Source organism: Streptomyces sp. R35, assembly GCF_041053035.1.
Lineage (GTDB): Bacteria > Actinomycetota > Actinomycetes > Streptomycetales > Streptomycetaceae > Streptomyces > Streptomyces lutosisoli.
Map to the genome: position 1 here is coordinate 2,867,648 of NZ_CP163440.1, position 25,987 is coordinate 2,893,634.

The window sequence follows — 25,987 nt, forward strand, 5'->3', positions numbered from 1 at the left end:
GCCTTGCCCTTGCCGCGCGGCCGGGGGTCGGACTTGCCCTGCGGGCGGCCCGGGCGGGATTCGGACGGTTCGGCACAGCCGAACAGCGCCGTGTCGGCTTCTCGCCGTTGCGGCGGACATTCAAGGCCCGGCACCTTGCGGTGCCGGGCCTTGAATGAGCCGGGCGGAGGACGTGACTTACCGTCCACCGGTAGGTCCGTGGGCCGGGGGCCCTCAGCCCGTTGGGCCCGTGGTCCGGGGCCCGCAACCCACACCCGCCACCCGCATCCGGTGGGCCGAGGTCTGCGGGCTCGGCGTCCGCGAGCCGGGGGATGCCCAGCCCGTGGGGCCGGGGTACGGGGCCCGCACCCCGTAGTCCGAGGCACGTGGGCCAGGCCCCCGCAGCCCCCGTGACCGCCCCCCCCGCCCGCCGGAGGCTAGTGCGCTGCCGACTCCCAGTCCGGGCCCGAGCCGATGGATACGTCCAGGGGAGCCCGGAGCTGGACGGCGGAGGCCATTTCGTGGCGGAGGAGGTTTTCGGTTGTGGTGCGCTCGCCGGGGGCGATTTCCAGGACGATTTCGTCGTGGACCTGGAGGAGCATGCGGGACTTGAGGTTCGCCTCGCGGAGCGCCTTGTCCACGTTCAGCATGGCGATCTTGACGATGTCGGCGGCGGTGCCCTGGATGGGGGCGTTGAGGGCCATGCGCTCGGCCGCCTCGCGGCGCTGCCGGTTGTCGCTGTTGAGGTCCGGCAGGTAGCGGCGACGCCCGAAGAGGGTCGCCGTGTAGCCCGTCGCCCTCGCCTCGTCGACCGCGCGGCGCAGATAGTCCCGTACGCCTCCGAACCGCTCGAAGTAGGTGTCCATCAGCCCGCGGGCCTCACCCGCGTCGATGTTCAGCTGCTGGGAGAGGCCGAAGGCCGACAGCCCGTACGCCAGCCCGTAGGACATCGCCTTGATCTTGCGGCGCATCTCCGCGTCCACCGCGGAACGCTCGACCGAGAAGACCTGGGAGGCCACCGTGGTGTGCAGGTCCTCGCCCGACGTGAACGCCTCCAACAGGCCCTCGTCCTCGGACAGGTGGGCCATCACACGGAGTTCGATCTGGCTGTAGTCCGCAGTCATCAGCGACTCGAAGCCCTCGCCGACCACGAAGCCGCGGCGGATCGCGCGGCCCTCGTCCGTACGGACCGGGATGTTCTGCAGGTTCGGGTCCGTGGAGGAGAGCCGGCCGGTCGCCGCCACCGTCTGGTTGAACGTGGTGTGGATGCGGCCGTCCGCGGCGATCGTCTTGATCAGGCCCTCGACGGTGGAACGCAGCTTCGCCTGCTCGCGGTGCCGGAGCATGATCACCGGCAGTTCGTTCTCGGTCTGCGTCGCGAGCCATGCCAGCGCGTCCGCGTCCGTCGTGTAGCCCGTCTTCGTCTTCTTCGTCTTGGGCAGGGCCAGCTCGCCGAAGAGGACTTCCTGGAGTTGCTTGGGCGAGCCCAGGTTGAACTCGTGCCCGGCCGCCGCGTGCGCCTCCTTCACGGCCTGCTGCACGGCGCCCGCGAACATCTGCTCCATGGCCTCCAGGTGGGCCTTGTCCGCCGCGATGCCGTGCCGCTCAAGGCGGGCCAGCAGTGTGGACGTGGGCAGTTCCATGTCACGCAGCAGGTCGGCCGCGCCGACCTCCGTCAGCTTCTCGCCGAACGCCTCGCCCAGGTCGAGGATCGTGCGGGCCTGCGCCATCAGCGCGTCGGCCTCGGCCTGCTCGTCCGTACCGAAGGCGAGCTGCCCGTCGGCCGCGGCGGCGGGACCCAGCTCCCGGCCGAGGTACTCCAACGACAGGGCGTCCAGCGCGAAGGAGCGACGCCCGGGCTTCACCAGGTAGGCGGCGAGCGCGGTGTCCATGGACACGCCCTCGATGCTCCAGCCGTGCTCGGCGAAGACCCGCATCGCGCCCTTGGCGTTGTGCATGACCTTGGGCTTCTTGGGGTCGGCGAGCCACTTCTCGAACGAGGTGTCATCGGCCTCGTCCAGCTGCGTCGGGTCGAACCACGCGGCCGCCCCGTCGGCGGCGGCGAGCGCGACCTCGGCGACGGAGCCCGTGCCCAGCGCCCACGAGTCGACCGTGGCCACACCCAGGACCGTGTTCCCGTGCTCGGCGAGCCATGACTTCAGCTCGCCCGCGCCCAGCACCGTGCCGTCCAGCTCCACGCCCTCGGCGGCCGGCGCCGTCGCCTCGGCCTCCTCGGCACCCGGGTCGACGGCGAAGAGACGCTCGCGCAGTGAGGGGTTCCGGATCTCCAGGGTGTCCAGGACCATCGCGACAGCCGTACGGTCGTACGCCGCGCGCTCCAGGTCCGGGACCGTCCTGGGCAGCTCGACGTCCTTCACCATCTCCGTGAGACGGCGGTTGAGCTTCACCGCCTCCAGGTGATCGCGGAGATTCTGCCCGGCCTTGCCCTTGACCTCGTCGACGCGCTCGACCAGCTCCGCGAACGAACCGAACTGGTTGATCCACTTCGCGGCCGTCTTCTCACCGACACCCGGAATGCCCGGCAGATTGTCGGACGGGTCGCCGCGCAGCGCCGCGAAGTCGGGGTACTGCGCCGGCGTCAGCCCGTACTTCTCGACGACCTTCTCAGGAGTGAACCGGGTCAGCTCCGAGACGCCCTTCGTCGGATACAGCACCGTCGTGTGCTCGGAGACCAGCTGGAAGGAGTCGCGGTCGCCGGTGACGATCAGCACCTCGAAGCCCTCGGCCTCGGCCTGTGTGGCGAGCGTCGCGATGATGTCGTCGGCCTCGAAGCCGTCGACCGCGAACCGCTGGGCGTGCATCGCGTCGAGCAGCTCGCCGATCAGCTCGACCTGACCCTTGAACTCGTCCGGGGTTTTCGACCTGTTCGCCTTGTACTCGGTGAACTCCTCGGAGCGCCACGTCTTGCGCGAGACGTCGAACGCCACCGCGAAATGCGTGGGCGCCTCGTCGCGCAGCGTGTTCGCCAGCATCGACGCGAAACCATAGATTGCGTTCGTCGGCTGGCCGGTCGCGGTCGTGAAATTCTCCGCGGGCAGCGCGAAGAACGCGCGGTACGCCAGCGAGTGCCCGTCCATGAGCATCAGCCTCGGACGGCCCGCACCTGCGGTTTTCTCGGTCTTCTTCGATGCTGTTTCTGCCACGCCCCCGATCCTGCCACGGCCCACTGACATCGAGAGCCGTCCCGGCCCGCCAGGCTCCTTGTCACAGCCGCGTGCGACCATCGGTGACATAGCAGGGATGTGTGCACGCGAAGGGGTTCAGCGATGGCCAGCAAGCCGCCGAAAAGCGATCCGGTTCAGGACGCACCGCAGGTCACCGAGCCGAAGCACGCCGCGGCCGGGCTGCCCGCCATCGGCCACACCCTGCGCATCGCGCAGCAGCAGATGGGCGTGCGCCGCACCGCGCTCACCCTCCTGCGCGTCAACCAGAAAGACGGCTTCGACTGCCCGGGCTGCGCCTGGCCCGAGCCGGAGCACCGGCACGCGGCGGAGTTCTGTGAGAACGGCGCGAAGGCGGTCGCCGAGGAGGCCACCCTGCGCCGGGTCACCCCGGACTTCTTCGCCGCGCACTCGGTCACCGACCTCGCGACCCGCAGCGGCTACTGGCTGGGCCAGCAGGGCCGCCTCACGCACCCCATGTACCTGGCGGAAGGCGCCGACCACTACGAACCGGTGCCCTGGGAGCGGGCCTTCGACATCGTCGCCGAGGAACTCGCCGCACTCGGATCCCCCGACGAGGCCCTCTTCTACACCTCGGGCCGCACCAGCAACGAGGCCGCGTTCCTCTACCAGCTGTTCGCCCGCGAGCTCGGCACGAACAACCTGCCGGACTGCTCGAACATGTGCCACGAGTCGTCGGGTTCCGCCCTCTCCGAGACCATCGGCATCGGCAAGGGCAGCGTCTCCCTCGACGACCTCTACAAGGCGGACCTGATCATCGTCGCCGGGCAGAACCCCGGCACGAACCACCCGCGCATGCTCTCCGCCCTGGAGAAGGCCAAGTCCAACGGCGCGAAGATCATCACGGTCAATCCGCTGCCCGAGGCGGGCCTCGAACGCTTCAAGAACCCGCAGACCCCCCAGGGCATGATCAAGGGCGCCGCCCTCACCGACCTGTTCCTGCAGATCCGCCTCGGCGGCGACCAGGCCCTCTTCCGCCTCCTGAACAAGCTGATCCTCGACACCGAGGGCGCGGTCGACGAGGAGTTCATCGCCGAACACACCCACGGGTACGAGGAGTTCGCGGCCGCCGCCCGCGCCGCCGACTGGGACGAGACGCTCACCGCGACCGGCCTCACCCGCGAGAAGATCGACGAGGCCCTCCGCATGGTCCTCGCCTCCCAGCGCACCATCGTGTGCTGGGCGATGGGCCTCACCCAGCACAAGCACGCCGTGCCCACGATCCGCGAAGTCGTCAACCTCCTGCTGCTGCGCGGCAACATCGGCCGCCCCGGCGCGGGCGTCTGCCCGGTCCGCGGCCACTCGAACGTGCAGGGCGACCGCACGATGGGCATCTTCGAGCGCCCCGCCCCGGCCTTCCTCGACGCCCTGGAGAAGGAGTTCGGATTCGCCCCGCCGCGCGGACACGGCTACGACGTCGTACGGGCCATCGGCGCGCTGCGCGACGGCGAGGCGAAGGTCTTCTTCGCGATGGGCGGCAACTTCGTCGCCGCGTCGCCCGACACCGAGGTGACGGAGGCGGCCATGCGCCGCGCCCGCCTCACCGTGCACGTGTCGACGAAGCTGAACCGCAGCCACGTGATCACGGGCGCGCGTGCCCTGATCCTGCCGACCCTCGGCCGCACCGAGCGCGACCTCCAGGGCAGCGGCGAACAGTTCGTGACCGTCGAGGACTCCATGGGCATGGTGCACGCCTCACGCGGCCGGCTGGAGCCCGCGAGCGGGCAGCTGCTGTCCGAGCCCGCCATCGTGGCCCGGCTCGCCCGCCGCGTGCTCGGCCACGACTCCCGCACCCCCTGGGAGGAGTTCGAGAAGGACTACGCGACGATCCGCGACCGCATCGCGCGCGTGATCCCCGGCTTCGAGGACTTCAACGCGCGCGTCGCCAACCCGGCAGGCTTCGCGCTCCCGCACGCCCCGCGCGACGAACGCCGCTTCCCGACGGCCACCGGAAAGGCCAACTTCACGGCCGCACCCGTCGAGTACCCGAAGCTCCCCGAGGGCCGCCTGCTGCTGCAGACCCTGCGCTCGCACGACCAGTACAACACCACCATCTACGGCCTGGACGACCGCTACAGAGGGATCAAGAACGGCCGCCGGGTCGTGCTCGTCAACCCCGAGGACGCGCGCGAACTGAAGCTCGCGGACGGCTCGTACGTCGACCTGGTCAGCGAGTGGAAGGACGGCGTCGAGCGGCGCGCACCCGGCTTCCGCGTCGTGCACTACCCGACCGCCCTGGGCTGCGCGGCCGCGTACTACCCGGAGACCAACGTCCTGGTCCCGCTGGACGCGACCGCCGACACCAGCAACACCCCTGCCAGCAAGTCCGTCGTCGTACGTCTGGAACAATCGGCAACCGACTGAGCGTTTGCTCAGCAGGAGTGATCACGACAGTGATCCACGACGAAGTGATCCACGACGAACGGAGCCGGGCCCGATGGGCGAGCAGCACACCGTGAAGTTCCCGCAAGAGGTCCTCGACGAGTACGCCGCCCTCGGCGTCGACCTGCCCGCGCTGTTCTCAGCGGGCCACCTCGGCACCCGCATGGGCGTGCAGATCATCGAGGCCTCCGCCGACCGCGTCGTGGGCACCATGCCGGTCGAGGGCAACACCCAGCCCTACGGCCTGCTGCACGGAGGCGCCTCCGCCGTCCTCGCCGAGACCATCGGCTCCGTCGGCGCCATGCTCCACGGCGGCAGCTCCAAGATCGCCGTGGGCGTCGACCTGAACTGCACCCATCACCGCGGAGCCCGCTCCGGCCTCGTCACCGGCGTGGCCACACCCGTACACCGGGGACGCACCTCGGCGACCTACGAGATCGCCATCACCGACGAGGACGGCAAGCGCGTCTGCAGCGCCCGCCTCACCTGCGTCCTCAAGGACGCCCCCACCTCCTGACGCCCGGAAGGCGCTCCCCGGCAGGCGGCGCGCCAAGGGGCACGCGTTCATCTGGGGCGCGACGACGCCATACCCCGGCGGAGTGGATCAACGCGGGAAGCGGCCGACGAACAGGGACCAGCCCTGGGGCCAGCCTCGCAGATCCGCACTCTAAGCCTCGGCGTCGATCTCTGACGGACGCGCGGCAGCGGATGCCGGCAGGCGCTCCGCCCGCACGCCAGTGCGCCAATCCGAGGCGAACGGGAGCTGCTTCCTCTCACATGCCAACGAACGACATCAAGGCAGCAAACCCGTCGGCCGAAGAACTCATTGGCCGATCCTCACAGGCCAAAATTAGCCGTACACCACCAGAATATCCGATTTCCGCGCCTAGCATGCGCAAGAGTGAATCAAAACGGACACAGGGCACTTAATGTCAATATTGATCGCCATAGCCACCTCGCCCTGACTTACCCACCCATTGCCCGAAAAGCGAGTTCGAATTTTCTTTACTTTCCCTTCATTCGCGGTTAGGGTCCCCTCGAGGTGATCATTCCGGTCACCCACCACCATCAGGAGTTCGACATGAGTCAAACATCCAGATTGCGCCTGCTCGTGATTCCAGCTGTCGCAGCTATGGCCATCACAGCCGGATCGGCAACGGCGTCTTACGCTGGCCAGGACTCCGGGTGGGCCTGGAACGCCACCACCGCTGGTGCATCCGCACACTTTATCTCCAACGGCGACCTCGCACAGGTGACGGACGAGGAGAAGGACGGATACTCCGCGAGGGGGAAGTTCAAGAGCCCGTCGGAAAGTCACACCTACACGAACAGCAACGGGAACGGCTGGACCGACACTTGGTATCCAGACTTTCCCGAGGGGGAACAGGTGAAGGTGAACGCCTGCCTCTACGGCGACAGCACAGAATTCGACTGCGGATCGCCCGTTTACGGAATAGCGTAACCCCCCGAGGCCGAGCGGCCTCCGCAGCCTGACACTAGACTCCGGGACAAAGTCATAACCGTCCCGGAGTTTTGCGGCGCAATCAGAGTATCCCTTGCTTTGGCCCACAGAGGGCCGGGAAGTCGAACAGTGCACACAGCCAATAAGGTTATCAATTGTGTCGCGGTTTCCATATGTATGCTGTTCGGTGTCACCGCTTGCTCGGGACCAGAAAATCCGCAAGTGGTAGCCCGAGAATCTGCCAGCGGTAGCCCCGACCAGCGCCTCGGCGGCTACATTCCCACCCCAGACGAAGGAGTATTGATTACGCAAGCCAAAGAAATACTTACACGCAAATGCTTGAAAAGCTATGGTTTCACTCTCCAGCGCCCGGTGATCCTTATTGATACCGGAGAGGCTGACTCTCTCATCACGCAAAGCGACGAAATAGAACTTCGCGACATCAAAGAAACCCGCACCCTGGGATTTCACCCGAAAAACACCGTCATGGAGCCCGCCAAGCCTTTTCCCGCAGACAAGGAGAAGAGAACTAACATTCTGCTGATCCTGAATGGGACTCGCACCGACAGGGCGGCAAGCTATCACGGGAAGTCGATTTCGAAATTCGGGTGTGCAGGAAAGGCGGACGAGCAGCTTTCCACGGGTATTAATTTTCCTTTTACCCCTGCATGGCCAGGCGGCGAGATGGACGCCGTCAATATGATCCTTAAGCTTCGTGCGGGCATAATTCACGAATCCGCCAACGACGCGTCCGTTCAGGATGCTGAAAGCCGATGGGTCAAATGCTTCAAAAATAAAACCGGGCTTTCATACAAGGATCCCAGAGCGGTAGCACACGCCCCCAAGTGGACCAACTCGAAGAATCCCACATCGCAGGAAGTGCGGGCGGCGCTGGCTAGTCGATCCTGCCAGATGCAGAGTTCCTACAAGCGAGCGACTGCGGTTGAGCGAACCTACGAATCCGCGGCAATTTCAAAGAACTCACAGCAGCTCGCAACGGTCCGCGAGATATTTGCCAAACGGATAAAGAATGCAAAGTGCGTGTTGGCGGACGCACGACCGTGTACTCAATGAACACCTTGGGCGGATTGGCGCCCGCCAACGTCTTGTCGCCAATCACTCGCTCTAATGGATCACCCCACGACGATGGGCCCTTCTCTGGCATGTGAATGTCCAAGAACACACAACCAAATTCACGCTGCTTGAATTGATCAAGCATTGTCATCTCGACCGGGCTGTGCGGAGCGGCGGCAATGATCATCGCCGCCGCTTTGATGGCCACGGCCTTACTACGCTGCTCTGCCTAGTCTGGCCCACGTTCAGCCCGGACGCCCCTCCACGTTGAAGCATTCCGCAGAACCACCTTCGCCAGCCTGCAGGTCGCTCCAACTCACCGCGCGCTACGACTCATTGCGCTTTGGCCGTTCGCCAACTTGACGCCAGAATAATGGAGTTGGGTGCCACGACCCCGCCCTGGCTGCCACTGACAGTGAGGGCGTGATCGCCCCGCCTGATCACCGTGCGCATCTCCGTATACAACTCCTCCGCCCTGCCGCCCAGCCTTCGACGTCCCCTACCTCGACCTGCCCCTCAGCAACAAGACCGCACGGCAGCAGCAAAGCTTTCTCTTCGGCTGCGCCTCCCCGCACGACCAGTGGACCGACCTGCGCGCCGCCTGCTTCCCCAACACAGCCTCCCCGGCGTCCGCTTCCCTCGCCGAGACGCCTGGCGCAACCTCACACGGCGGTAACAGTCGGTTACCTCTGCCGTAATGAAGCAATGCTTACGCCACGGCACCCCACGCGGCCCGACCCGCAGGCCACCCCAACCCGCCGCCGCACCAGTCGAGATCAATCCATGCCACGAACCGGAACAGGGCGTTCTCAGCATGCGAACACGCAGTCACCATCCCAACAGCTAACCGAAATGCCCGAATTGCCCGTCCTGCGCCCACCAGGACACTCCCCGCATAACAAGAGCGTCACAGCCTTCCCTACGCTCCTGTGAGCTCCCCCTACCTGCGCTTATAGTCACGGCCAGTCACCGCGCCGCCGGGCGCGTCTACTGCACGGCCTGCATCACCCAGTACGGCCCGGCGAGACACACGGCCCCCACCCTGGGGAGCCGCGCCAGGGAGAGGATTCAACGTGCGACAGCGTTCTTTGGTCATACTCACTTCCGTGCTCACCACAGGAGCACTCACGCTGACCGCCTGCGGCTCGCGCGACGACAGCGGAGACAGCAAGAGCAGCAAGAAGACCGAGATCATCATCGGCGTGGACGCGCCGCTGACCGGTCAGAACTCCGCCACCGGCCTTGGCATTCAGGGCGGCGTCCAGATCGCCGTCGACGACGCCAACAAGAACAACACCGTCCCCGGCGTGACCTTCAAGGTCGAGGCGCACGACGACAAGGCCATCCCGGCCCAGGGCCAGTCGAACGCCACCGGACTCGTCCAGAACGAGAAGGTCCTCGGCGTGGTCGGCCCGCTGAACTCCGGCGTCGCCACCCAGATGCAGCAGGTCTTCGCCACCGCCAACCTGGTCGAGATCTCGCCGTCCAACACGGCCCCCGAGCTCACCCAGGGCAAGAACTGGCAGACCGCGAAGTCGCGTCCGTTCAAGACGTACTTCCGCACCGCCACCACGGACGCCCTCCAGGGCGGCTTCGCGGCCGACTACGCCTACAACACCCTGAAGAAGCGCAAGGTGTTCGTGGTCGACGACAAGCAGACCTACGGCGCCGGCCTCGCCAAGCTCTTCAAGGCGAACTTCACCAAGTTCGGCGGCAAGGTCGCGGGCGAGGACCACGTCAACACCGGCGACACCGACTTCTCGGCCCTCGTCACCAAGATCAAGAACTCCAAGGCCGACCTCGTGTACTACGGCGGCCAGTACGACGAGTCCGAGAAGCTCACCAAGCAGCTCAAGGACGGCGGAGTCAAGATCCCGCTGTTCGGCGGTGACGGCATGTTCACCCCGACCTACATCGAGACCGCCGGCAAGACCTCCGAAGGCGACCTCGTCACCTCCGTCGGCCAGCCCGTCGACTCCCTGCCCTCCGCCGCCGACTTCATCAAGAAGTACAAGGCATCCGGTCTCAAGGGCGACTACGGCACCTACGGTGGCTACTCCTACGACGCCGCCACCGCGATCATCAAGGCCATCGGCAACGTCGTGAAGGACGGCAAGATCCCGAGCGACGCCCGCGCCAAGATCGTCGCCGAAGTCCAGAAGACCAAGTTCGACGGCATCGCCGGCCCCGTCTCCTTCGACGAGTACGGCGACACCACCAACAAGCAGCTCACCGTCTACCAGGTCGTCGACGGCAAGTGGAAGGCCGTCAAGAGCGGCCCGTTCAACGGCTGATCCCCACCTGCCGCTAGCACCACCCAAGGGCCGCGCGGCCAGACCACCCGTCACCGCGCGGCCCGTTTCATACGCCCTGCTCAACACTCCCCACCACATGGAGGCCATGCGGTGAACACCCTGCCGCAGCAGCTGGCCAACGGGCTGTTCCTCGGCTCGATGTACGGGCTGATCGCCATCGGCTACACGATGGTGTACGGCATCGTCCAGCTCATCAACTTCGCCCACGGCGAGATCTTCATGACCGGCGGCTTCGGCGCACTCACGGTCTACCTTTACGTTCTGCCAAACGGCACATCCATGTGGATAGCCCTCCCGGCGATGCTCATAGGCGGCGGACTCGTCTCCGTCCTCATCGCCGTCGGGGCCGAACGCTTCGCCTACCGACCACTGCGCGGAGCACCACGCCTCGCCCCCCTCATCACCGCCATCGGCCTCTCCCTCGCACTCCAGCAGGCCGTCTTCAACTGGTACCCGGACGCCAAGACCGACATCAACTTCCCCCAGATCGACGGCGGCCCCTGGCACCTCGGCTCCATCAGCATCAGCAGCGGCTCCCTCTTCGTCATCATCGCCGCCCCCATCTGCATGGCAGCCCTCGCCCTCTTCGTCAGCCTCTCCCGCACCGGCCGCGCCATGCAGGCCACCGCGCAGGACCCTGACACCGCACAGCTCATGGGCATCGACACCAACCGCATCATCGTCATCGCCTTCGCCATCGGCGGCTTCTTCGCCGCCGTCGCAGCCGTCGCCTACGGCCTGCGCTACGGCTCGGTCAAGTACGACATGGGCTTCCAGATGGGCCTCAAGGCCTTCACCGCGGCCGTCCTCGGCGGCATCGGCAACATCTACGGCGCCATGATCGGCGGCCTCGTCCTCGGCCTCGCCGAAACCATGGCCACCAGCTACATCGACGGCATCCCCGGCATGCAGCAGCTCGGCGGCGGCGGCTGGGCCTCCGTGTGGGCCTTCGTACTCCTCATCCTCGTACTGCTGTTCAGGCCACAAGGCCTAGTCGGCGAACGCGTCGCGGACAGGGCGTGAGCACCATGGCAACCATCGAGAACACGGCCGAGCGCGGCCTGATCGCACTCCCCCAGACCACCGCCCGCGCCCTCATCGCCATCGGCGCCATCGCCACCATCGCCAGCACCTTCATGTCCTGGACCTACACGTCCGACTTCCCCGGGGACCTCACCTACTACGGCTCCCCGGCCGGACTCCAGGTCCTCGACCTCATCGCAGGCGCCCTCGCCCTCCTCTTCTCTCTCACCCTCTGGAACATCCGCGGCCTCGGCTGGCTCAACCCGGCAGGCGCCACCCAGCCCGTCGTCCTCGCCGCCGCCGCCGCGTTCGCCGTCAGCTGGTTCAGCGCGATCGCCATCGCCGTCGACCTCAAGGGCCTCGTCGCCCTCGACCCCGGCGCCTACATCGCCGCCATCGGCTCCCTGATCGCCCTCCTCGGCACCCTGGCACTCCCCAAGCCCGGCGACACCTTCAAGGACTACGTCAGCAAGCCGGACAACATCCCCCCGGCAGCCAAGCTCCCCGCCTGGGGCGAACGCCTCGTCATCACCGGCGCCACCGCCGTGGCCCTGATCGTCTTCAACTACGGCATCGGCGTCGACCCCGACGCAAGCGAAACGTTCCTCGGCTACCTGCTCCTGGTCATCTTCGGCACCTGGGCACTCCTCACCGCCGGACTCTTCGACCGCTTCGCCGCACTCAACGCCCGCCACAAGGGATTCGCCACCACCATGGCATTCCTCGCCGCGGCGATCTTCCCCTGGGTCGCGAACAACGAGCACAACGCCAACCTCGGCGTCAACATCCTCGTAGTCGGCACCGTCGCCCTCGGCCTCAACATCGTCGTCGGCCTCACCGGACTCCTCGACCTCGGATACGTCGCCTTCCTCGGCGTCGGCGCCTACGCCGCAGCCCTCGTCTCCGGCTCCGAGTTCTCCCGCTTCTCCGGCGTCCAGTTCCCCTTCTGGGCCGCCATGCTCACCGGCATGGCCGCATCGCTCGTCTTCGGCGTCCTCATCGGCGCCCCCACCCTGCGACTGCGCGGCGACTACCTCGCCATCGTCACCCTGGGATTCGGAGAGATCTTCCGCATCGCCGTACAGAACATGGACGGCACCTCGGGACCCAACCTCACCAACGGGCCCAACGGCATCTCCATGATCCCGGACCTCAAGATCTTCGGGTTCAACTTCGGAAGCAGCCACGACGTCGCCGGAGTCACCCTCGGCCGCTTCGCGAACTACTTCCTGCTGATGCTGCTCATCACCGCGATCGTCGTCATCGTCTTCAACCGCGCCGCCGACTCCCGCATCGGCCGCTCCTGGATCGCCATCCGCGAAGACGAGACCGCCGCCACCGCCATGGGCATCAACGGCTTCCGCGTCAAGCTCATCGCGTTCGCCCTCGGCGCCTCACTGGCGGGCCTCGCCGGTACGGTCTCGGCCCACGTCGGCTACAGCGTCAACCCGGCCCCGTACCAGTTCGCCGGCTCCGTACCCCCCAACTCCGCGTTCCTGCTCGCCGCAGTCGTCCTCGGCGGCATGGGCACGGTCAACGGACCCATCCTCGGCGCCACCCTGCTCTACCTCCTCCCCGAGAAGCTCAGCTTCCTCAAGGAGTACCAGCTCTTCGCCTTCGGCATCGCGCTCGTGATCCTCATGCGCTTCCGCCCCGAAGGCATCATCGCCAACCGCCGCCGCCAGCTCGAATTCCACGAGAGCGACGACATCGACATCCCCGAACAAGGCCTGCCCGACACCACCGTCGGCGTCACCAAGGCAGGGGCGTGACCCACATGACCACCACCACGGCCACCACCCCCGTCCTCGAAGCCAGCGGCGTCACCATGCGCTTCGGCGGCCTCACCGCCGTACGCAACGTCGACCTCACCGTCAACACCGGCGAGATCGTCGGCCTCATCGGCCCCAACGGCGCCGGCAAGACCACCTTCTTCAACTGCCTGACGGGCCTGTACGTCCCGACCGAGGGCAAGGTGTCGTACAAGGGCACGGTGCTGCCCCCCAAGCCGCACCTGGTCACCAGCGCCGGCATCGCCCGCACCTTCCAGAACATCCGGCTCTTCGCCAACATGACCGTCCTGGAAAACGTCCTCGTCGGCCGCCACACCCGCACCAAGGAAGGCCTCTGGTCCGCCCTCCTCCGCGGCCCCGGCTTCCGCAAGGCCGAAGCAACCTCCCGCGAACGCGCCATGGAACTGCTGGAGTTCATCGGCCTCGCCCACAAGGCCGACCACCTCTCCCGCAACCTCCCCTACGGCGAACAGCGCAAGCTGGAAATCGCGCGAGCCATGGCCAGCGAACCCGGGCTGCTCCTGCTCGACGAACCCACCGCCGGCATGAACCCCCAGGAAACGCGCGCAACCGAAGACCTCGTCTTCGCCATCCGCGACCGAGGCATCGCCGTCCTCGTCATCGAGCACGACATGCGCTTCATCTTCAACCTCAGCGACCGCGTCGCCTGCCTCGTCCAGGGCGAAAAGCTCGTCGAGGGAACGTCGGAGGTCGTCCAGGGCGACGAACGCGTCATCGCCGCGTACCTCGGTGAGCCGTTCGAAGGCGCCCCCGGAGCCGAGGAAGTCGCCGAGGTCGAAGCGGCAGAAGCCACGGACACCACCACCGCCGACGACACCGCGGACAGCACCACCAGCAAGGAAGGAAACGCCCAGTGACCGCACTGCTCGAGGTCGAAGACCTCAAGGTCGCCTACGGCAAGATCGAAGCCGTCAAGGGCATCTCCTTCACCGTCGAAGCCGGCCAGATCGTCACCCTCATCGGCACCAACGGCGCCGGCAAGACCACCACCCTGCGCACCCTCTCCGGGCTCCTCAAGCCCAGCGGCGGCCGCATCCTCTTCGACGGCCAACCCCTCGCCAACGTCCCCGCCCACAAGATCGTCGCCCTCGGCCTCGCCCACTCCCCCGAGGGACGCCACATCTTCCCCCGGCTCACGATCGCCGAAAACCTCCAACTCGGAGCATTCCTGCGCAGCGACAAGGCAGGCATCGAGAAGGACATCCAGCGCGCGTACGACCTCTTCCCCATCCTGGGAGAGCGACGCAAGCAGGCAGCCGGCACCCTGTCCGGCGGCGAACAGCAGATGCTCGCCATGGGCCGGGCACTCATGTCCCAGCCCAAACTGCTCATGCTCGACGAACCCTCCATGGGCCTCTCGCCGATCATGATGCAGAAGATCCTGGCCACCATCGCCGAACTCAAGGCCTCCGGCACGACCATCCTCCTCGTCGAGCAGAACGCCCAGGCCGCGCTCTCCCTCGCCGACCAAGGACACGTCATGGAGGTCGGCAACATCGTCCTCTCCGGCACCGGACAGGACCTCCTGCACGACGAATCCGTACGCAAGGCATACCTCGGCGAGGACTGAGTCCACTCCAGGTGTACGAAGAGGCCCGCGCCCCTCCTGGGGGCGCGGGCCTCTTTCGCTGTACGGGGACGGGAACGGGCCAGGGCTAGCCCTTGGCCGACTTCTTCTCCTCGGCGTCCAGAATGACCGCCTCCGCGACCTGCTGCATGGACATACGACGGTCCATGGAAGTCTTCTGAATCCACCGGAACGCGGCAGGCTCAGTCAGCCCGTACTGGGTCTGCAGCACCGACTTCGCACGGTCCACCAGCTTCCGCGTCTCCAGCCGCTGCGTGAGATCCTCGATCTCCTTCTCCAGCGCCTTCAACTCCGTGAACCGCGACACCGCCATCTCAATGGCCGGTACGACGTCACTCTTGCTGAACGGCTTCACCAGGTACGCCATCGCACCGGCATCGCGAGCACGCTCGACGAGGTCACGCTGCGAGAAGGCGGTCAGCATGAGAACGGGGGCGATGGACTCCTCGGCGATCTTCTCCGCCGCCGAGATGCCATCCAGCTTCGGCATCTTCACGTCAAGGATCACAAGGTCCGGCCTGTGCTCCCGGGCCAGCTCGACGGCCTGCTCACCGTCACCCGCCTCACCTACGACGGTGTAGCCCTCTTCCTCCAGCATCTCTTTGAGGTCGAGACGAATCAGCGCCTCGTCCTCTGCGATGACGACACGGGTCGTCAGCGGAGGCACGTGCGACTTGTCGTCGTCGGGCGCGTCTACGGGCTGGGGCGACTCGGGGGCGGTCACGGGGGCTCCTCGTTCAGGGCAGGGGTACTGCTCCCAAGAGCCTACCTAGCTGCGGTATGGTGGTCAGGCAGTGGGTCGAGGTGAACCTTCGATTCATTGAGCCCCGGTAGCCCAATCGGCAGCAGGCAGTGCTCTCAAACAGCATACAGTGTGGGTTCGAGTCCCACCCGGGGCACTTTTCCTTGGATTCCAAGGTCGCCACCCAGAAGCGGATGTTCTCATTCTCGTGAACATCCGCTTTTCGCTGTGCAGGGTCACAATCAGCCACACACAGTGGCCGCATGCACGACATGGGTACACGTAAGCGAGCTCTGGCACTTGTGGCTCAGGGGCGCAGCCTGAACTCCGTGAGCAAGGAGACGGGGGTCTCCCGGGCCGCGATCCGCTCCTGGCAATCGCGCATCGAGCCGTTACCGCGAATGCAGCGCACGCCGTGCTCAAGATGCGGTCCAGCGGCTGCGTCCCCCTCCAACACGGCTGCCTACAGCTATCTGCTCGGGCTCTACCTCGGCGACGGCTGCATCAGTCCCGGCGTGCGATCGGGCTACTTCCTCCGCATCGCCTGCGCCAATGCCTGGCCCGGCCTCATCGAGGCTTGCGCTGCTGCCATCGAAGCCATCAACCCCAGCAAGAAGTCGAACCGAGTCCAAGCGGTGGGGTACACCTCAGTCGTGGGGTACAGCCATCACTGGCCCTGTTTCTTCCCCCAGCACGGCCCCGGCAAGAAGCACGAGCGCTCGATCGCCCTCGAACCCTGGCAACAGGAAATCGTCGACGCCTACCCCTGGGAGTTCATCCGGGGCCTCATCCACTCGGACGGCTGCCGCGTGACCAACTGGACCGAGAAGGTCATGGGCGGCGAGCACAAGCGCTACGAGTATCCCCGGTACTTCTTCACCAACAAGTCGACCGACATCATGCGCCTCTTCACAGACACCCTCGACACACTCGGCGTCGATTGGAAGCAGCCGAACTCACGCAACATCTCCATCGCCCGCAAGGCCTCCGTCGCCCTCATGGACACCCACGTAGGCCCCAAGTACTGACCCCGCAATATGACCCGTCACTGTCTGCCCCGCCCCCGACTGGGAGCTGCCCCAAATCGCGAAGGAACTATTGACCGGCAGTAGGAGGCGGGGCGATCTTCGGCCGCATGACTCCCATGAACCGACGAGGTTTCGTCGTCGCGGCTGCCGGTGCGGCTGCGGCGGCTGTTGCGCTCAACCCACAGTCCGCTGCCGCACTGGGTGCGAGCGGCGGTGGTACGACGACGGATGCCGCTGATTTCGACGCCGCGGACAAGGGGTTCATCGCCGCGCTGGAGCCGGGCGTGGTGAAGAATTCGGCCGGCACTGCGGTGTGGGACAACGACGCGTACGACTTCCTGAAGGACGCCGCCCCCAAGACGGCGAACGCCAGCCTCTGGCGGCAGTCGCAGCTCACGCGGAAGCAGGGGCTCTACAAGGTCACGGACCGGATTTATCAGGTCCGCGGGCTGGACCTCTCCAACATGACCATCGTCGAAGGTGACACGGGAATCGTCGTCATCGATCCGCTCATCTCCGCCGAGACGGCCGCCGCCGCGCTGAAGTTGTATCGCGATCACGTGGCCGACAAGAAGGTCACGGGGCTCATCTACACCCACCCGCACGTGGACCACTACGGCGGCTGTCGTGGCGTACTGCCGGACGGGGCCGGGGATGTGCCGATCCTGGCCCCCGAGGGGTTTATGGAGCACGCGGTCTCCGAGAACGTATACGCGGGTACGGCGATGACCCGGCGCTCGATCTACATGTACGGCGCTCAGCTCGACAAGGGTCCCGCCGGGCAGATCGGGTGCGGTCTCGGCCAGAACATCTCGACCGGCACCATCGGGCTCCTCGAACCGACGACGTACATCTCCGCGACCGGGCAGCGGGAGACCGTCGATGGTGTCGTGATGGAGTTCCAGATGACGCCGGGGACGGAAGCCGCGGCTGAGATGAACTTCCTGTTCCCCGAGCTGCGTGCGGTCTGCATGGCGGAGAACGCGACGCACACGATGCACAACATCATCACCCTGCGAGGTGCGCAGGTTCGGGATGCCAAGCAGTGGGCGGAGTATCTGACCGAGTCCATTGGGCTGTACGACGGTCGGGTGGATGTCGCGTTCGCTTCGCACCACTGGCCGACCTGGGGCAATGACGACATTGTCGCGCTATTGGCGAACCAGCGGGATCTGTATGCCTACATGCATGACCAGACGCTGCGGATGCTGAATTCGGGGATGACGGGGCGGGAGATCGCGGAGGAGTTCGCGCTGCCGCCCGCTCTCGCTGGCGTATGGGCGAATCACGGCTATTACGGGTCGCTGAGTCACAACGTGAAGGGCATTTATCAGCGGTACATGGGCTGGTTCGATGCTAATCCCGCGCATTTGTGGGAGCATCCGCCGGTCGCCGAGGCCAAGCGGTATGTGAAGGCGCTCGGGGGGATGTCGTCGGCCGTGTCGAAGGCGCGTGGGTTCATCCGTGATGGTGATCTGCGATTTGCCGCGACGCTGCTGAATCACTGTGTGTTCGCCGAGCCTGATGCCGAGAAGCCGAAGCAACTGTTGGCGCGGGTCTACGAGAAGCTGGCGTATGCCACTGAGAACGCGGTGTGGCGGAACTTCTATCTGACGGGTGCGATGGAGCTTCGGGAGGGTGTGAAGCCTCCGTCGACGACGACGGACAGCACTGATGTGAAGGCTGCGCTCTCGGTCGACCAGCTCATCGATGCGATGTCGGTGCGGGTGAATGGGCCGAAGGCCTGGGATCTCGATGTCGCGATCGACTGGTATCTGCCGGGGCAGGGCAGGTACTGGCATCTGCGGCTGAGGAATGGCGTGTTGACCCATACCGTCGACACCAAGGCAAGTGGCTCCGCCGGGCTCACGCTCACCATGAACAAGGTGCAGTTGCTTCAGCTGCTCGCGGGGAAGGGGCTGGGGTCCATTCAGACGTCCGGTGACACCGCCCTGCTGACCAAGTTGTTCTCTGTCATCGTGACGCCGACGGCCGACTTCAACATCGTGACGCCATAAGGGCCGCAACGAAATGAAGGGCCCCTCGCCGAGAGGGGCCCTTCGCGTGCTACTTGGGGCTGTCGTCCTCGCCGATGTGGTGGACGCGTACGAGGTTGGTCGAGCCGGAGACTCCGGGCGGGGAGCCGGCCGTGATCACCACGATGTCGCCCTTTTGGCAGCGGCCGTATTTGAGGAGGAGTTCGTCGACCTGGTCGACCATGGCGTCGGTGGAGTCGACGTGGGGGCCGAGGAAGGTTTCGACGCCCCAGGTGAGGTTGAGCTGGGAGCGGGTGGCGGGGGTGGGGGTGAAGGCCAGGAGGGGGATCGGGGAGCGATAGCGCGAGAGGCGGCGGACGGTGTCGCCGGACTGGGTGAAGGCGACGAGGAATTTGGCGCCGAGGAAGTCGCCCATCTCGGCGGCGGCTCGGGCGACGGCGCCGCCCTGGGTGCGGGGCTTGTTGCGTTCGGTCAGGGGCGGGAGTCCCTTGGCGAGGATGTCCTCCTCGGCCGCCTCGACGATGCGGGCCATCGTCTTGACCGTCTCGATGGGGTATTTGCCGACGCTGGTCTCGCCGGAGAGCATCACGGCGTCCGTACCGTCGATCACCGCGTTCGCCACGTCCGAAGCTTCCGCGCGCGTCGGGCGGGAGTTGTCGATCATCGAGTCGAGCATCTGGGTGGCGACGATGACCGGCTTGGCGTTGCGCTTGGCCAGCTTGATGGCGCGCTTTTGGACGATGGGCACTTGCTCCAGGGGCATTTCGACGCCCAGGTCACCTCGCGCGACCATGATGCCGTCGAAGGCGGCGACGATGTTGTCGATGTTGTCGACGGCCTGGGGCTTCTCCACCTTGGCGATCACCGGGAGGCGGCGGTTCTCCTCGTCCATGATGCGGTGGACGTCTTCGATGTCGCGGCCGCTGCGGACGAAGGAGAGGGCGATGACGTCGAAGCCGGAGCGCAGGGCCCAGCGGAGGTCTGCTTCGTCCTTGTCGGAGAGGGCGGGGACGGAGACGGCGACGCCGGGGAGGTTGAGGCCTTTATGGTCGGAGACCATGCCGCCTTCGACGACGGTGGTGTGGACGCGGGGGCCGTCGACGGCGGTGACTTCGAGGGTGACTTTGCCGTCGTCGACGAGGATGCGTTCGCCGGGGGTGACGTCGGTGTTGAGGCCGGAGTAGGTGGTGCCGCAGGTTTGGCGGTCGCCTTCGGTGCCTTCTTCGACGGTGATGGTGAAGGTGTCTCCGCGTTCAAGGAGTACGGGGCCTTCGCTGAAGCGGCCGAGTCGGATCTTCGGGCCTTGAAGGTCGGCGAGGATGCCGACGCTGCGGCCGGTCTCGTCGGAGGCCTTGCGTACGTGGCGGTAGCGCTCCTCGTGTTCGGCGTAGGTGCCGTGGCTGAGGTTGAAGCGGGCTACGTCCATTCCGGCTTCGACCAGGGCTTTGATCTGGTCGTACGAGTCGGTGGCGGGGCCCAATGTACAGACGATTTTCGCTCGGCGCATGGTGTGAGCCTAGGCCTTACCGACGGGTAGAGAATTGGTCGTGCGTGACTACTCAACAACCTTTACGTGAAGCCTTATTGACAAGGGTTGAATTGTGCGCCGGGGTGCTCGGATGAGCATGGCGGGTTTTTGGCGCACCCCGGCTGCATTTATGCACGGAGAAATGGTGTTGGCCGCTTGGGCTACATCTGGGGTGGTGCCATGGTGAATCGGGCGTTGACCTGGGCGTAGACGTGTTGGCGTTGGGGTTCGAGGTCGAGGGGCGGGGCTTCGTCGTCGTGGGCGCCGCCGGCGAAGGACTTGGTGCGCAGGGAGCGGGCGGTTTGGGCTTCGAAGGCGTGGGGCTGGGCGTTGTCGGCTCCGATGTCGGCGAGTTCGACGAGGGCGGTGAGGGTGGTGCCGAGGGCTTCGGCGTATTCGCGGGCGCGTTGGACGGCTTCGCGGACTGCTTGTTGGCGGGCTGTGCGGTGGGCGGGTGAGTCGGGGCGCAGGGCCCACCAGGGGCCGTCGACTTGGGTGACGTCGAGGTCGGCGAGTCGTGTGGTGAGTTCGCCGAGTGCGGTGAAGTCGGTGAATTCGGCGGTGATGTGGACGCGGCCGTAGTAGTGGCGGATGCGTTCGCCGCGGCCGCGTTTGGTGAGTTCGGGTGTGATGGAGAAGGCGCCGGTTTCGACGCGTTCGACTGCGTCGCCGTAGGACTTGACGACGTCGAGGGCGGTGGTGTTGCGGCGGGTGAGGTCGGCGAGGGCGTCTCGTTTGTCGGTGCCGCGGGCGATGACGGTGATGCCGATGCGGGCGATTTCGGGGTCGACTTCGAGGTGGGCTTCGCCGCGGACGGCGATGCGTGGGGATTCGGGTGTTCCGTAGGGGACTGCGGGTTGGGGTTGGTCTGGGGTGGTGTCCGGGGTGGGGGTCATACGTCCCACTCTGTCACTGGGCGGGTCGGTTCTGGGTGCCTACAGGTCATCAGATCGAAACCTCCTGGACCTGTTGCGGTGGTGGTGGGTGGGTCAGAATCTACGCGCGTCGTTGACCTTTTCCAGAGGAGCCATAGAGATGCCGTTGAACCGCCGGAAGTTCCTGAAGAAGTCCGCTGTGACGGGTGCGGGGGTTGCGCTCGCCGGGGCGGCTGCGGCTCCGGCGGCGCAGGCTGCCGAGTCCGTGGCGGGTGGGAAGGCCCCGAAGCGGTATTCGCTGACGGTGATGGGTACGACGGACCTGCACGGGCATGTCTTCAACTGGGACTACTTCAAGGACGCGGAGTACACGGACAAGGCGGGCAACGCGCAGGGTCTGGCGCGGATTTCGACGCTGGTGAACGAGATCCGTGAGGAGAAGGGCCGCTGCAACACGCTGCTGCTGGACGCGGGTGACACGATCCAGGGCACGCCGCTGACGTACTACTACGCGAAGGTGGACCCGATCACCGCCAAGGGCGGTCCGGTCCACCCGATGGCGCAGGCGATGAACGCGATCGGGTTCGACGCGGCGGCGCTCGGCAACCACGAGTTCAACTACGGGATCGAGACGCTGCGGAAGTTCGAGTCGCAGTGTCGTTTCCCGCTGCTGGGTGCGAACGCGCTGGACGCGAAGACGCTGAAGCCGGCGTTCCCTCCCTACTTCATCAAGAAGTTCCATGTGCCGGGTGCTCCGGCGGTGAAGGTGGCGGTTCTGGGTCTGACCAACCCGGGTATCGCGATCTGGGACAAGGCGTATGTGCAGGGGAAGTTGACGTTCCCGGGTCTGGAGGAGCAGGCGGCGAAGTGGGTGCCGAAGCTGCGGTCGATGGGTGCGGACGTGGTGGTCGTGTCGGCGCACTCGGGTTCGTCGGGCACGTCGTCGTACGGTGACCAGTTGCCGTATGTGGAGAACTCGGCGGCGCTGGTCGCTCAGCAGGTGCCGGGTATCGACGCGATTCTGGTGGGGCACGCGCATGTGGAGATCCCGGAGCTGAAGGTCACCAACACGGCGACGGGCAGGACGGTCGTGCTGTCGGAGCCGTTGGCGTACGCGGAGCGGCTGTCGGTGTTCGACGTCGAGCTGGTTTTCGAGAAGGGGAAGTGGACGGTCGAGTCGGTGGCGGCGTCGGTCCGCAACTCGAACTCGGTCGCCGACGACCCGAAGATCACCAAGCTGTTGAAGGACGAGCACGATGTGGTCGTCGCGTATGTCAACCAGGTGGTGGGCACGGCGACGGAGACGTTGACGACGGTCGAGGCGCGGTACAAGGACGCCCCGATCATCGACCTGATCACCAAGGTGCAGGAGGACGTGGTCAAGGCGGCGCTGGTGGGTACGTCGTATGCGTCGCTGCCGGTGATCGCGCAGGCGTCGCCGTTCTCGCGTACGTCGGAGATCCCGGCCGGTGACGTGACCATCCGCGATCTGTCCAGCCTGTATGTGTACGACAACACGCTGGTCGCGAAGTTGATGACGGGCGCGCAGATCCGGGCGTACCTGGAGTACTCGGCGCAGTATTTCGTGCAGACGGCGGCGGATGCCACGGTCGACGTGGAGAAGCTGACGAACGCGAACAGCCGTCCGGACTACAACTACGACTACGTGTCGGGTCTTCAGTACGACATCGACATCGCGCAGGCGGCGGGTTCGCGGATCAAGAACCTGACCTACAACGGTGCGGCGCTGGATGACGCGGAGCAGTTCGTGCTGGCGGTGAACAACTACCGGGCCAATGGTGGCGGTGCGTTCCCGCATGTCGCTTCCGCCACCGAGGTGTGGGCGGAGTCGACGGAGATCCGTACGCGGATCGCCGAGTGGGTGACCGCGAAGGGCTCGCTCGACCCGAAGGAGTTCGCTTCGGTGGACTGGAAGCTGACGCGGGACGGCACGCCCGTCTTCTAGCGGTCTGAAGGCCTGAAGGCCTGAAGGTCCAGAGGTCCAGAGGTCCAGAGGTCCAGCTGGGATACGTCCACGGTGTCGGCGATGGGTTGTGCGCCGGCGCCGTGAACGCCGCTTTTTGCCCTGTTGCTTATCTTCCCTCGACGAGGGGGGTGAGTGTGCGGGCGGTGTCGCGGGCGGTGGGGATCTGGGGGTGGGGGTCGAGTCCGAAGGTGGTGAAGGCCGTTCGTCCGGGGAGGGGGTAGGGGTCTTTGCCGGTGAGGGAGTTGAGAATGGTGGCGCTGCGCCAGGCGGCGAGGCCGAGGTCGGGGGCGCCTACGCCGTGGGTGTGGAGTTCGGCGTTCTGGACGTGGACGTGGCCGGTGACGGAGGGGTCGAGGACGAGGCGGAACTGGTCGTCGATGCGGGGGCGTTCGGAGCTGTCGCGGCGCAGGTAGGGGTCGAGTCCGGCGAGGATCTGGCCGAGGGGGCGTTCGCGGTAGCCGGTGGCGAGGACGACGGCGTCGGTGGTGAGGCGGGTGCGGGCGCCTTGTTGGACGTGTTCCAGGTGGAGTTCGACTTTGGTGGTGGCGACGCGTCCGGCGGTGCGGACGGTGACGGCGGGGGTGAGGACGGCGTCGGGCCAGCCGCCGTGGAGGGTGCGGCGGTAGAGCTCGTCGTGGATGGCGGCGATGGTGTCGGCGTCGATGCCTTTGTGGAGTTGCCATTGGGCGGCGACAAGCCGGTCGCGCACGGGTTCGGTGAGGTGGTGGAAGTAGCGGGTGTAGTCCGGGGTGAAGTGTTCGAGGCCGAGCTTGGAGTACTCCATGGGGGCGAACGCTTCGGTGCGGGCGAGCCAGTGGATTTTCTCGCGGCCCGGGGGGCGGTTGCGCAGCAGGTCGAGGAAGACTTCGGCGCCTGATTGTCCCGCGCCGATGACGGTGATGTGTTCGGCGGTGAGGAACTGTTCGCGGTGCTTGAGGTAGTCCGCGGCGTGGATGACGGGCACGCCGGGGGCTTCGACGAGTGGTCTGAGGGGTTCGGGGATGTGGGGGGCGGTGCCGACGCCGAGGACGATGTTGCGGGTGTAGGTGCGGCCGAGGGCTTCGGCTTCTCCGTCGGTGTCGAGTTGGGTGAAGTCGACTTCGAACAGGGTGCGTTCGGGGTTCCAGCGGACGGCGTCGACCTGGTGGCCGAAGTGGAGTCCGGGGAGGCTGTCGGCGACCCAGCGGCAGTAGGCGTCGTATTCGGCGCGCTGGATGTGGAAGCGCTCGGCGAAGTAGAAGGGGAAGAGTCGTTCGCGGGCTTTGAGGTAGCTGAGGAACGACCAGGGGCTGGCGGGGTCGGCGAGGGTCACCAGGTCGGCGAGGAAGGGGACTTGGAGGGTGGCGCCGTCGATGAGGAGGCCGGGGTGCCAGTCGAAGCCGGGGCGCTGTTCGTAGAAGACGGAGTCGAGTTCGGCGAGGGGCTGGGCGAGGGCGGCGAGGGAGAGGTTGAAGGGGCCGATGCCGATGCCCACCAGGTCGCGGGGTGCTTCGGCGGCGGGGCGTGTGGGGGTGGGCGTCGGGCTCATTGGGGGGTGTGTCCTTCCACCAGTTTCAGGAGCGTGGCCAGGTCGCCCGGCCGGGTGTGGGGGTTGAGGAGGGTGGCTTTGAGCCAGAGGCGGCCGTCGAGTGCGGCGCGTCCGAGGACGGCGCGGCCTTGGTGCAGGAGGGTGCGGCGTACGGCGGCGACGGCGTCGTCGGGGGCTCCGGCGGGTCGGAACAGGACGGTGCTGATGGTCGGCCGGTCGTAGAGCTCGAAGCCGGGGTGGGCGGCTATGAGGTCGGCCAACTCGTGGGCATGGGCGCAGACTTGGTCGACGAGGGCGCCGACGCCTTCCCTGCCGAGGGTTTTGAGGGTGACGGCGATTTTGAGGATGTCGGGGCGTCGGGTGGTGCGCAGGGAGCGGCCGAGGAGGTCGGGGAGTCCTGCTTCGGTGTCGTCGTCGGCGTTGAGGTAGTCGGCGCGGTGTTGCAGTACGGCGAGATCGTGGGGGTCGCGTACGGCGAGGAGTCCTGCGGCGACGGGCTGCCAGCCGAGTTTGTGCAGGTCGAGGGTGACGGTGTGGGCGCGGTCGAGTCCGTCGAGTTGGGTGCGGTGGCGGTCGCTGAAGAGGAGGCCTCCGCCGTAGGCGGCGTCGATGTGGAGGCGGGCGCCGTGGGCGGCGCACAGGTCTGCGATGTCGGGCAGTGGGTCGATGAGTCCGGCGTCGGTGGTGCCGGCGGTGGCGGCGACGAGGAAGTTGCCGCGGGGGCCGGGCAGTTCGGTGAGGGCTTCGTCGAGGGCTGCGGGATCCATGGTGCCGGCGGGGGCGGGGACGACGACGGGGTCGGGCAGGCCGAGCAGCCAGGCGGCGCGGTGCAGGGAGTGGTGGGCGTTGGCGCCGCAGACGAGTTGTACTGCGCTGTGGGCTTCGCGGGCGAGGAGGAGGGCGAGTTGGTTGGACTCGGTGCCGCCGGTGGTGACGAGGGCGTCGCCTTGGGTGCCGTAGACCTCGTGTGCCAGGGCTTGGGTGACGAGGGTTTCCAGCTCTGATGCGGCCGGGGCCTGGTCCCAGGAGTCGAGGGACGGGTTGAGGGCGGCGGCGGCGAGGTCTGCGGCGGTGGCTACGGCGAGGGGTGGGCAGTGGAGGTGGGCGGCGCACAGGGGGTCGGCGGGGTCGGCGGCGCCTTCCGCGAGGGCGCGTACGAGGACGTGCAGGGCGTCCTGGGTTCCCTGCCGGGGCAGTACGTCGCCGACCGTGTCCCGTACGCGGCGGGCCACCGTCTGCGGGCCTCCGGCGGGCAGTGGTCCTCCGCGTGCGGCGGTGCCCTCGCGTAGTGCGTCGAGGACGGTTTCGAGCAACGGCCGCAGTGCGTCGGGGCCTTCGGGTCCTGAGGCGAGGGGCGGCGTGCTCATGGGGTGTCCTCCGGTGGGCGCGCGGCAGGGGGAGTCCAAGCCTGTACGCATTTCGGGTCGGCGCGCCCGTATAGGACAACGATCCGACCCAAAAG

18 protein-coding genes and 1 tRNA gene are annotated in these 25,987 nt (G+C 66.6%); 13 read left to right on the forward strand and 6 right to left on the reverse strand.

From position 1 onward, the window contains the following. Positions 1-416 precede the first annotated feature (416 nt). Positions 417-3,143 carry a DNA polymerase I gene (gene polA / locus AB5J50_RS13340; RefSeq protein ID WP_369257805.1) on the reverse strand — a complete coding sequence of 909 codons (2,727 nt, stop codon included), beginning with the start codon at positions 3,141-3,143 and terminating at the stop codon, positions 417-419. A gap of 123 nt (positions 3,144-3,266) precedes the next feature. Here polA and AB5J50_RS13345 point away from each other — a divergent pair, with 123 nt between their 5' ends. From AB5J50_RS13345 to AB5J50_RS13385, 9 genes are all read left to right on the forward strand, one after another. Continuing rightward, a complete protein-coding gene (locus AB5J50_RS13345) occupies positions 3,267-5,546 on the forward strand; it encodes an FdhF/YdeP family oxidoreductase (RefSeq protein ID WP_369257807.1) in 2,280 nt (759 codons plus the stop codon). Positions 5,547-5,619: 73 nt separating this feature from the next. After that, the gene (locus AB5J50_RS13350) at positions 5,620-6,081 is read left to right on the forward strand and encodes a PaaI family thioesterase (RefSeq protein WP_369257809.1); all 462 of its coding nucleotides are present in this window, start codon (positions 5,620-5,622) and stop codon (positions 6,079-6,081) included. A gap of 525 nt (positions 6,082-6,606) precedes the next feature. Next, positions 6,607-7,026 carry a hypothetical protein gene (locus AB5J50_RS13355; protein WP_369257811.1) on the forward strand — a complete coding sequence of 140 codons (420 nt, stop codon included), beginning with the start codon at positions 6,607-6,609 and terminating at the stop codon, positions 7,024-7,026. A 177-nt stretch (positions 7,027-7,203) separates the two neighbouring features. After that, positions 7,204-8,100, forward strand: a complete 897-nt coding sequence (locus AB5J50_RS13360) for a hypothetical protein (RefSeq protein ID WP_369257813.1) — start codon at positions 7,204-7,206, stop codon at positions 8,098-8,100. 1,073 nt (positions 8,101-9,173) lie between these two features. Continuing rightward, positions 9,174-10,394: a branched-chain amino acid ABC transporter substrate-binding protein gene (locus AB5J50_RS13365; RefSeq protein ID WP_369257815.1), complete on the forward strand. Its 1,221-nt coding sequence runs from the start codon at positions 9,174-9,176 to the stop codon at positions 10,392-10,394. Between the two features lie 111 nt (positions 10,395-10,505). Further along, complete coding sequence (locus AB5J50_RS13370) at positions 10,506-11,438, forward strand: branched-chain amino acid ABC transporter permease (protein ID WP_330303837.1); 933 nt, start codon at positions 10,506-10,508, stop codon at positions 11,436-11,438. Positions 11,439-11,443: 5 nt separating this feature from the next. Continuing rightward, complete coding sequence (locus tag AB5J50_RS13375) at positions 11,444-13,210, forward strand: branched-chain amino acid ABC transporter permease (RefSeq protein ID WP_369265382.1); 1,767 nt, start codon at positions 11,444-11,446, stop codon at positions 13,208-13,210. After that, positions 13,207-14,109: an ABC transporter ATP-binding protein gene (locus tag AB5J50_RS13380; protein ID WP_369257817.1), complete on the forward strand. Its 903-nt coding sequence runs from the start codon at positions 13,207-13,209 to the stop codon at positions 14,107-14,109. Before AB5J50_RS13375 ends, AB5J50_RS13380 begins: the two co-directional genes overlap by 4 nt. Next, positions 14,106-14,822: an ABC transporter ATP-binding protein gene (locus AB5J50_RS13385; protein ID WP_330303839.1), complete on the forward strand. Its 717-nt coding sequence runs from the start codon at positions 14,106-14,108 to the stop codon at positions 14,820-14,822. The genes AB5J50_RS13380 and AB5J50_RS13385 overlap by 4 nt, the downstream gene beginning before the upstream one ends. 85 nt (positions 14,823-14,907) lie before the next feature. Here AB5J50_RS13385 and AB5J50_RS13390 read toward each other — a convergent pair whose 3' ends face one another. Beyond that, the gene (locus AB5J50_RS13390; RefSeq protein WP_327427952.1) at positions 14,908-15,564 is read right to left on the reverse strand and encodes a response regulator; all 657 of its coding nucleotides are present in this window, start codon (positions 15,562-15,564) and stop codon (positions 14,908-14,910) included. Positions 15,565-15,664: 100 nt separating this feature from the next. Between AB5J50_RS13390 and AB5J50_RS13395 the strand changes: the two genes are divergently transcribed. The 3 genes from AB5J50_RS13395 (at position 15,665) to AB5J50_RS13405 (ending at position 18,628) form a co-directional block, all read left to right on the forward strand. Further along, a tRNA-Leu gene (locus AB5J50_RS13395) sits at positions 15,665-15,739 on the forward strand. A gap of 106 nt (positions 15,740-15,845) precedes the next feature. Beyond that, a complete protein-coding gene (locus AB5J50_RS13400) occupies positions 15,846-16,610 on the forward strand; it encodes a helix-turn-helix domain-containing protein (RefSeq protein WP_369257820.1) in 765 nt (254 codons plus the stop codon). A 107-nt stretch (positions 16,611-16,717) separates the two neighbouring features. After that, positions 16,718-18,628 carry an alkyl/aryl-sulfatase gene (locus tag AB5J50_RS13405; RefSeq protein ID WP_369257822.1) on the forward strand — a complete coding sequence of 637 codons (1,911 nt, stop codon included), beginning with the start codon at positions 16,718-16,720 and terminating at the stop codon, positions 18,626-18,628. 49 nt (positions 18,629-18,677) lie between these two features. On the opposite strand, the gene pyk is transcribed toward AB5J50_RS13405, so the two are convergent. Next, positions 18,678-20,114, reverse strand: a complete 1,437-nt coding sequence (gene pyk, locus AB5J50_RS13410; RefSeq protein ID WP_369257824.1) for a pyruvate kinase — start codon at positions 20,112-20,114, stop codon at positions 18,678-18,680. 182 nt (positions 20,115-20,296) lie between these two features. Next, positions 20,297-21,031 (reverse strand): SIMPL domain-containing protein, encoded by a 735-nt coding sequence (locus tag AB5J50_RS13415; protein WP_369257826.1) that lies wholly within the window; start codon positions 21,029-21,031, stop codon positions 20,297-20,299. Positions 21,032-21,170: 139 nt separating this feature from the next. On the opposite strand from AB5J50_RS13415, the gene AB5J50_RS13420 reads away from it, so the two are divergent. Continuing rightward, positions 21,171-22,976: a bifunctional UDP-sugar hydrolase/5'-nucleotidase gene (locus tag AB5J50_RS13420; protein ID WP_369257828.1), complete on the forward strand. Its 1,806-nt coding sequence runs from the start codon at positions 21,171-21,173 to the stop codon at positions 22,974-22,976. A gap of 127 nt (positions 22,977-23,103) precedes the next feature. Here AB5J50_RS13420 and AB5J50_RS13425 read toward each other — a convergent pair whose 3' ends face one another. Continuing rightward, positions 23,104-24,525 (reverse strand): lysine N(6)-hydroxylase/L-ornithine N(5)-oxygenase family protein, encoded by a 1,422-nt coding sequence (locus AB5J50_RS13425; protein ID WP_369257830.1) that lies wholly within the window; start codon positions 24,523-24,525, stop codon positions 23,104-23,106. After that, the gene (locus tag AB5J50_RS13430; protein WP_369257832.1) at positions 24,522-25,892 is read right to left on the reverse strand and encodes an aspartate aminotransferase family protein; all 1,371 of its coding nucleotides are present in this window, start codon (positions 25,890-25,892) and stop codon (positions 24,522-24,524) included. The genes AB5J50_RS13425 and AB5J50_RS13430 overlap by 4 nt, the downstream gene beginning before the upstream one ends. Positions 25,893-25,987: the final 95 nt, after the last annotated feature.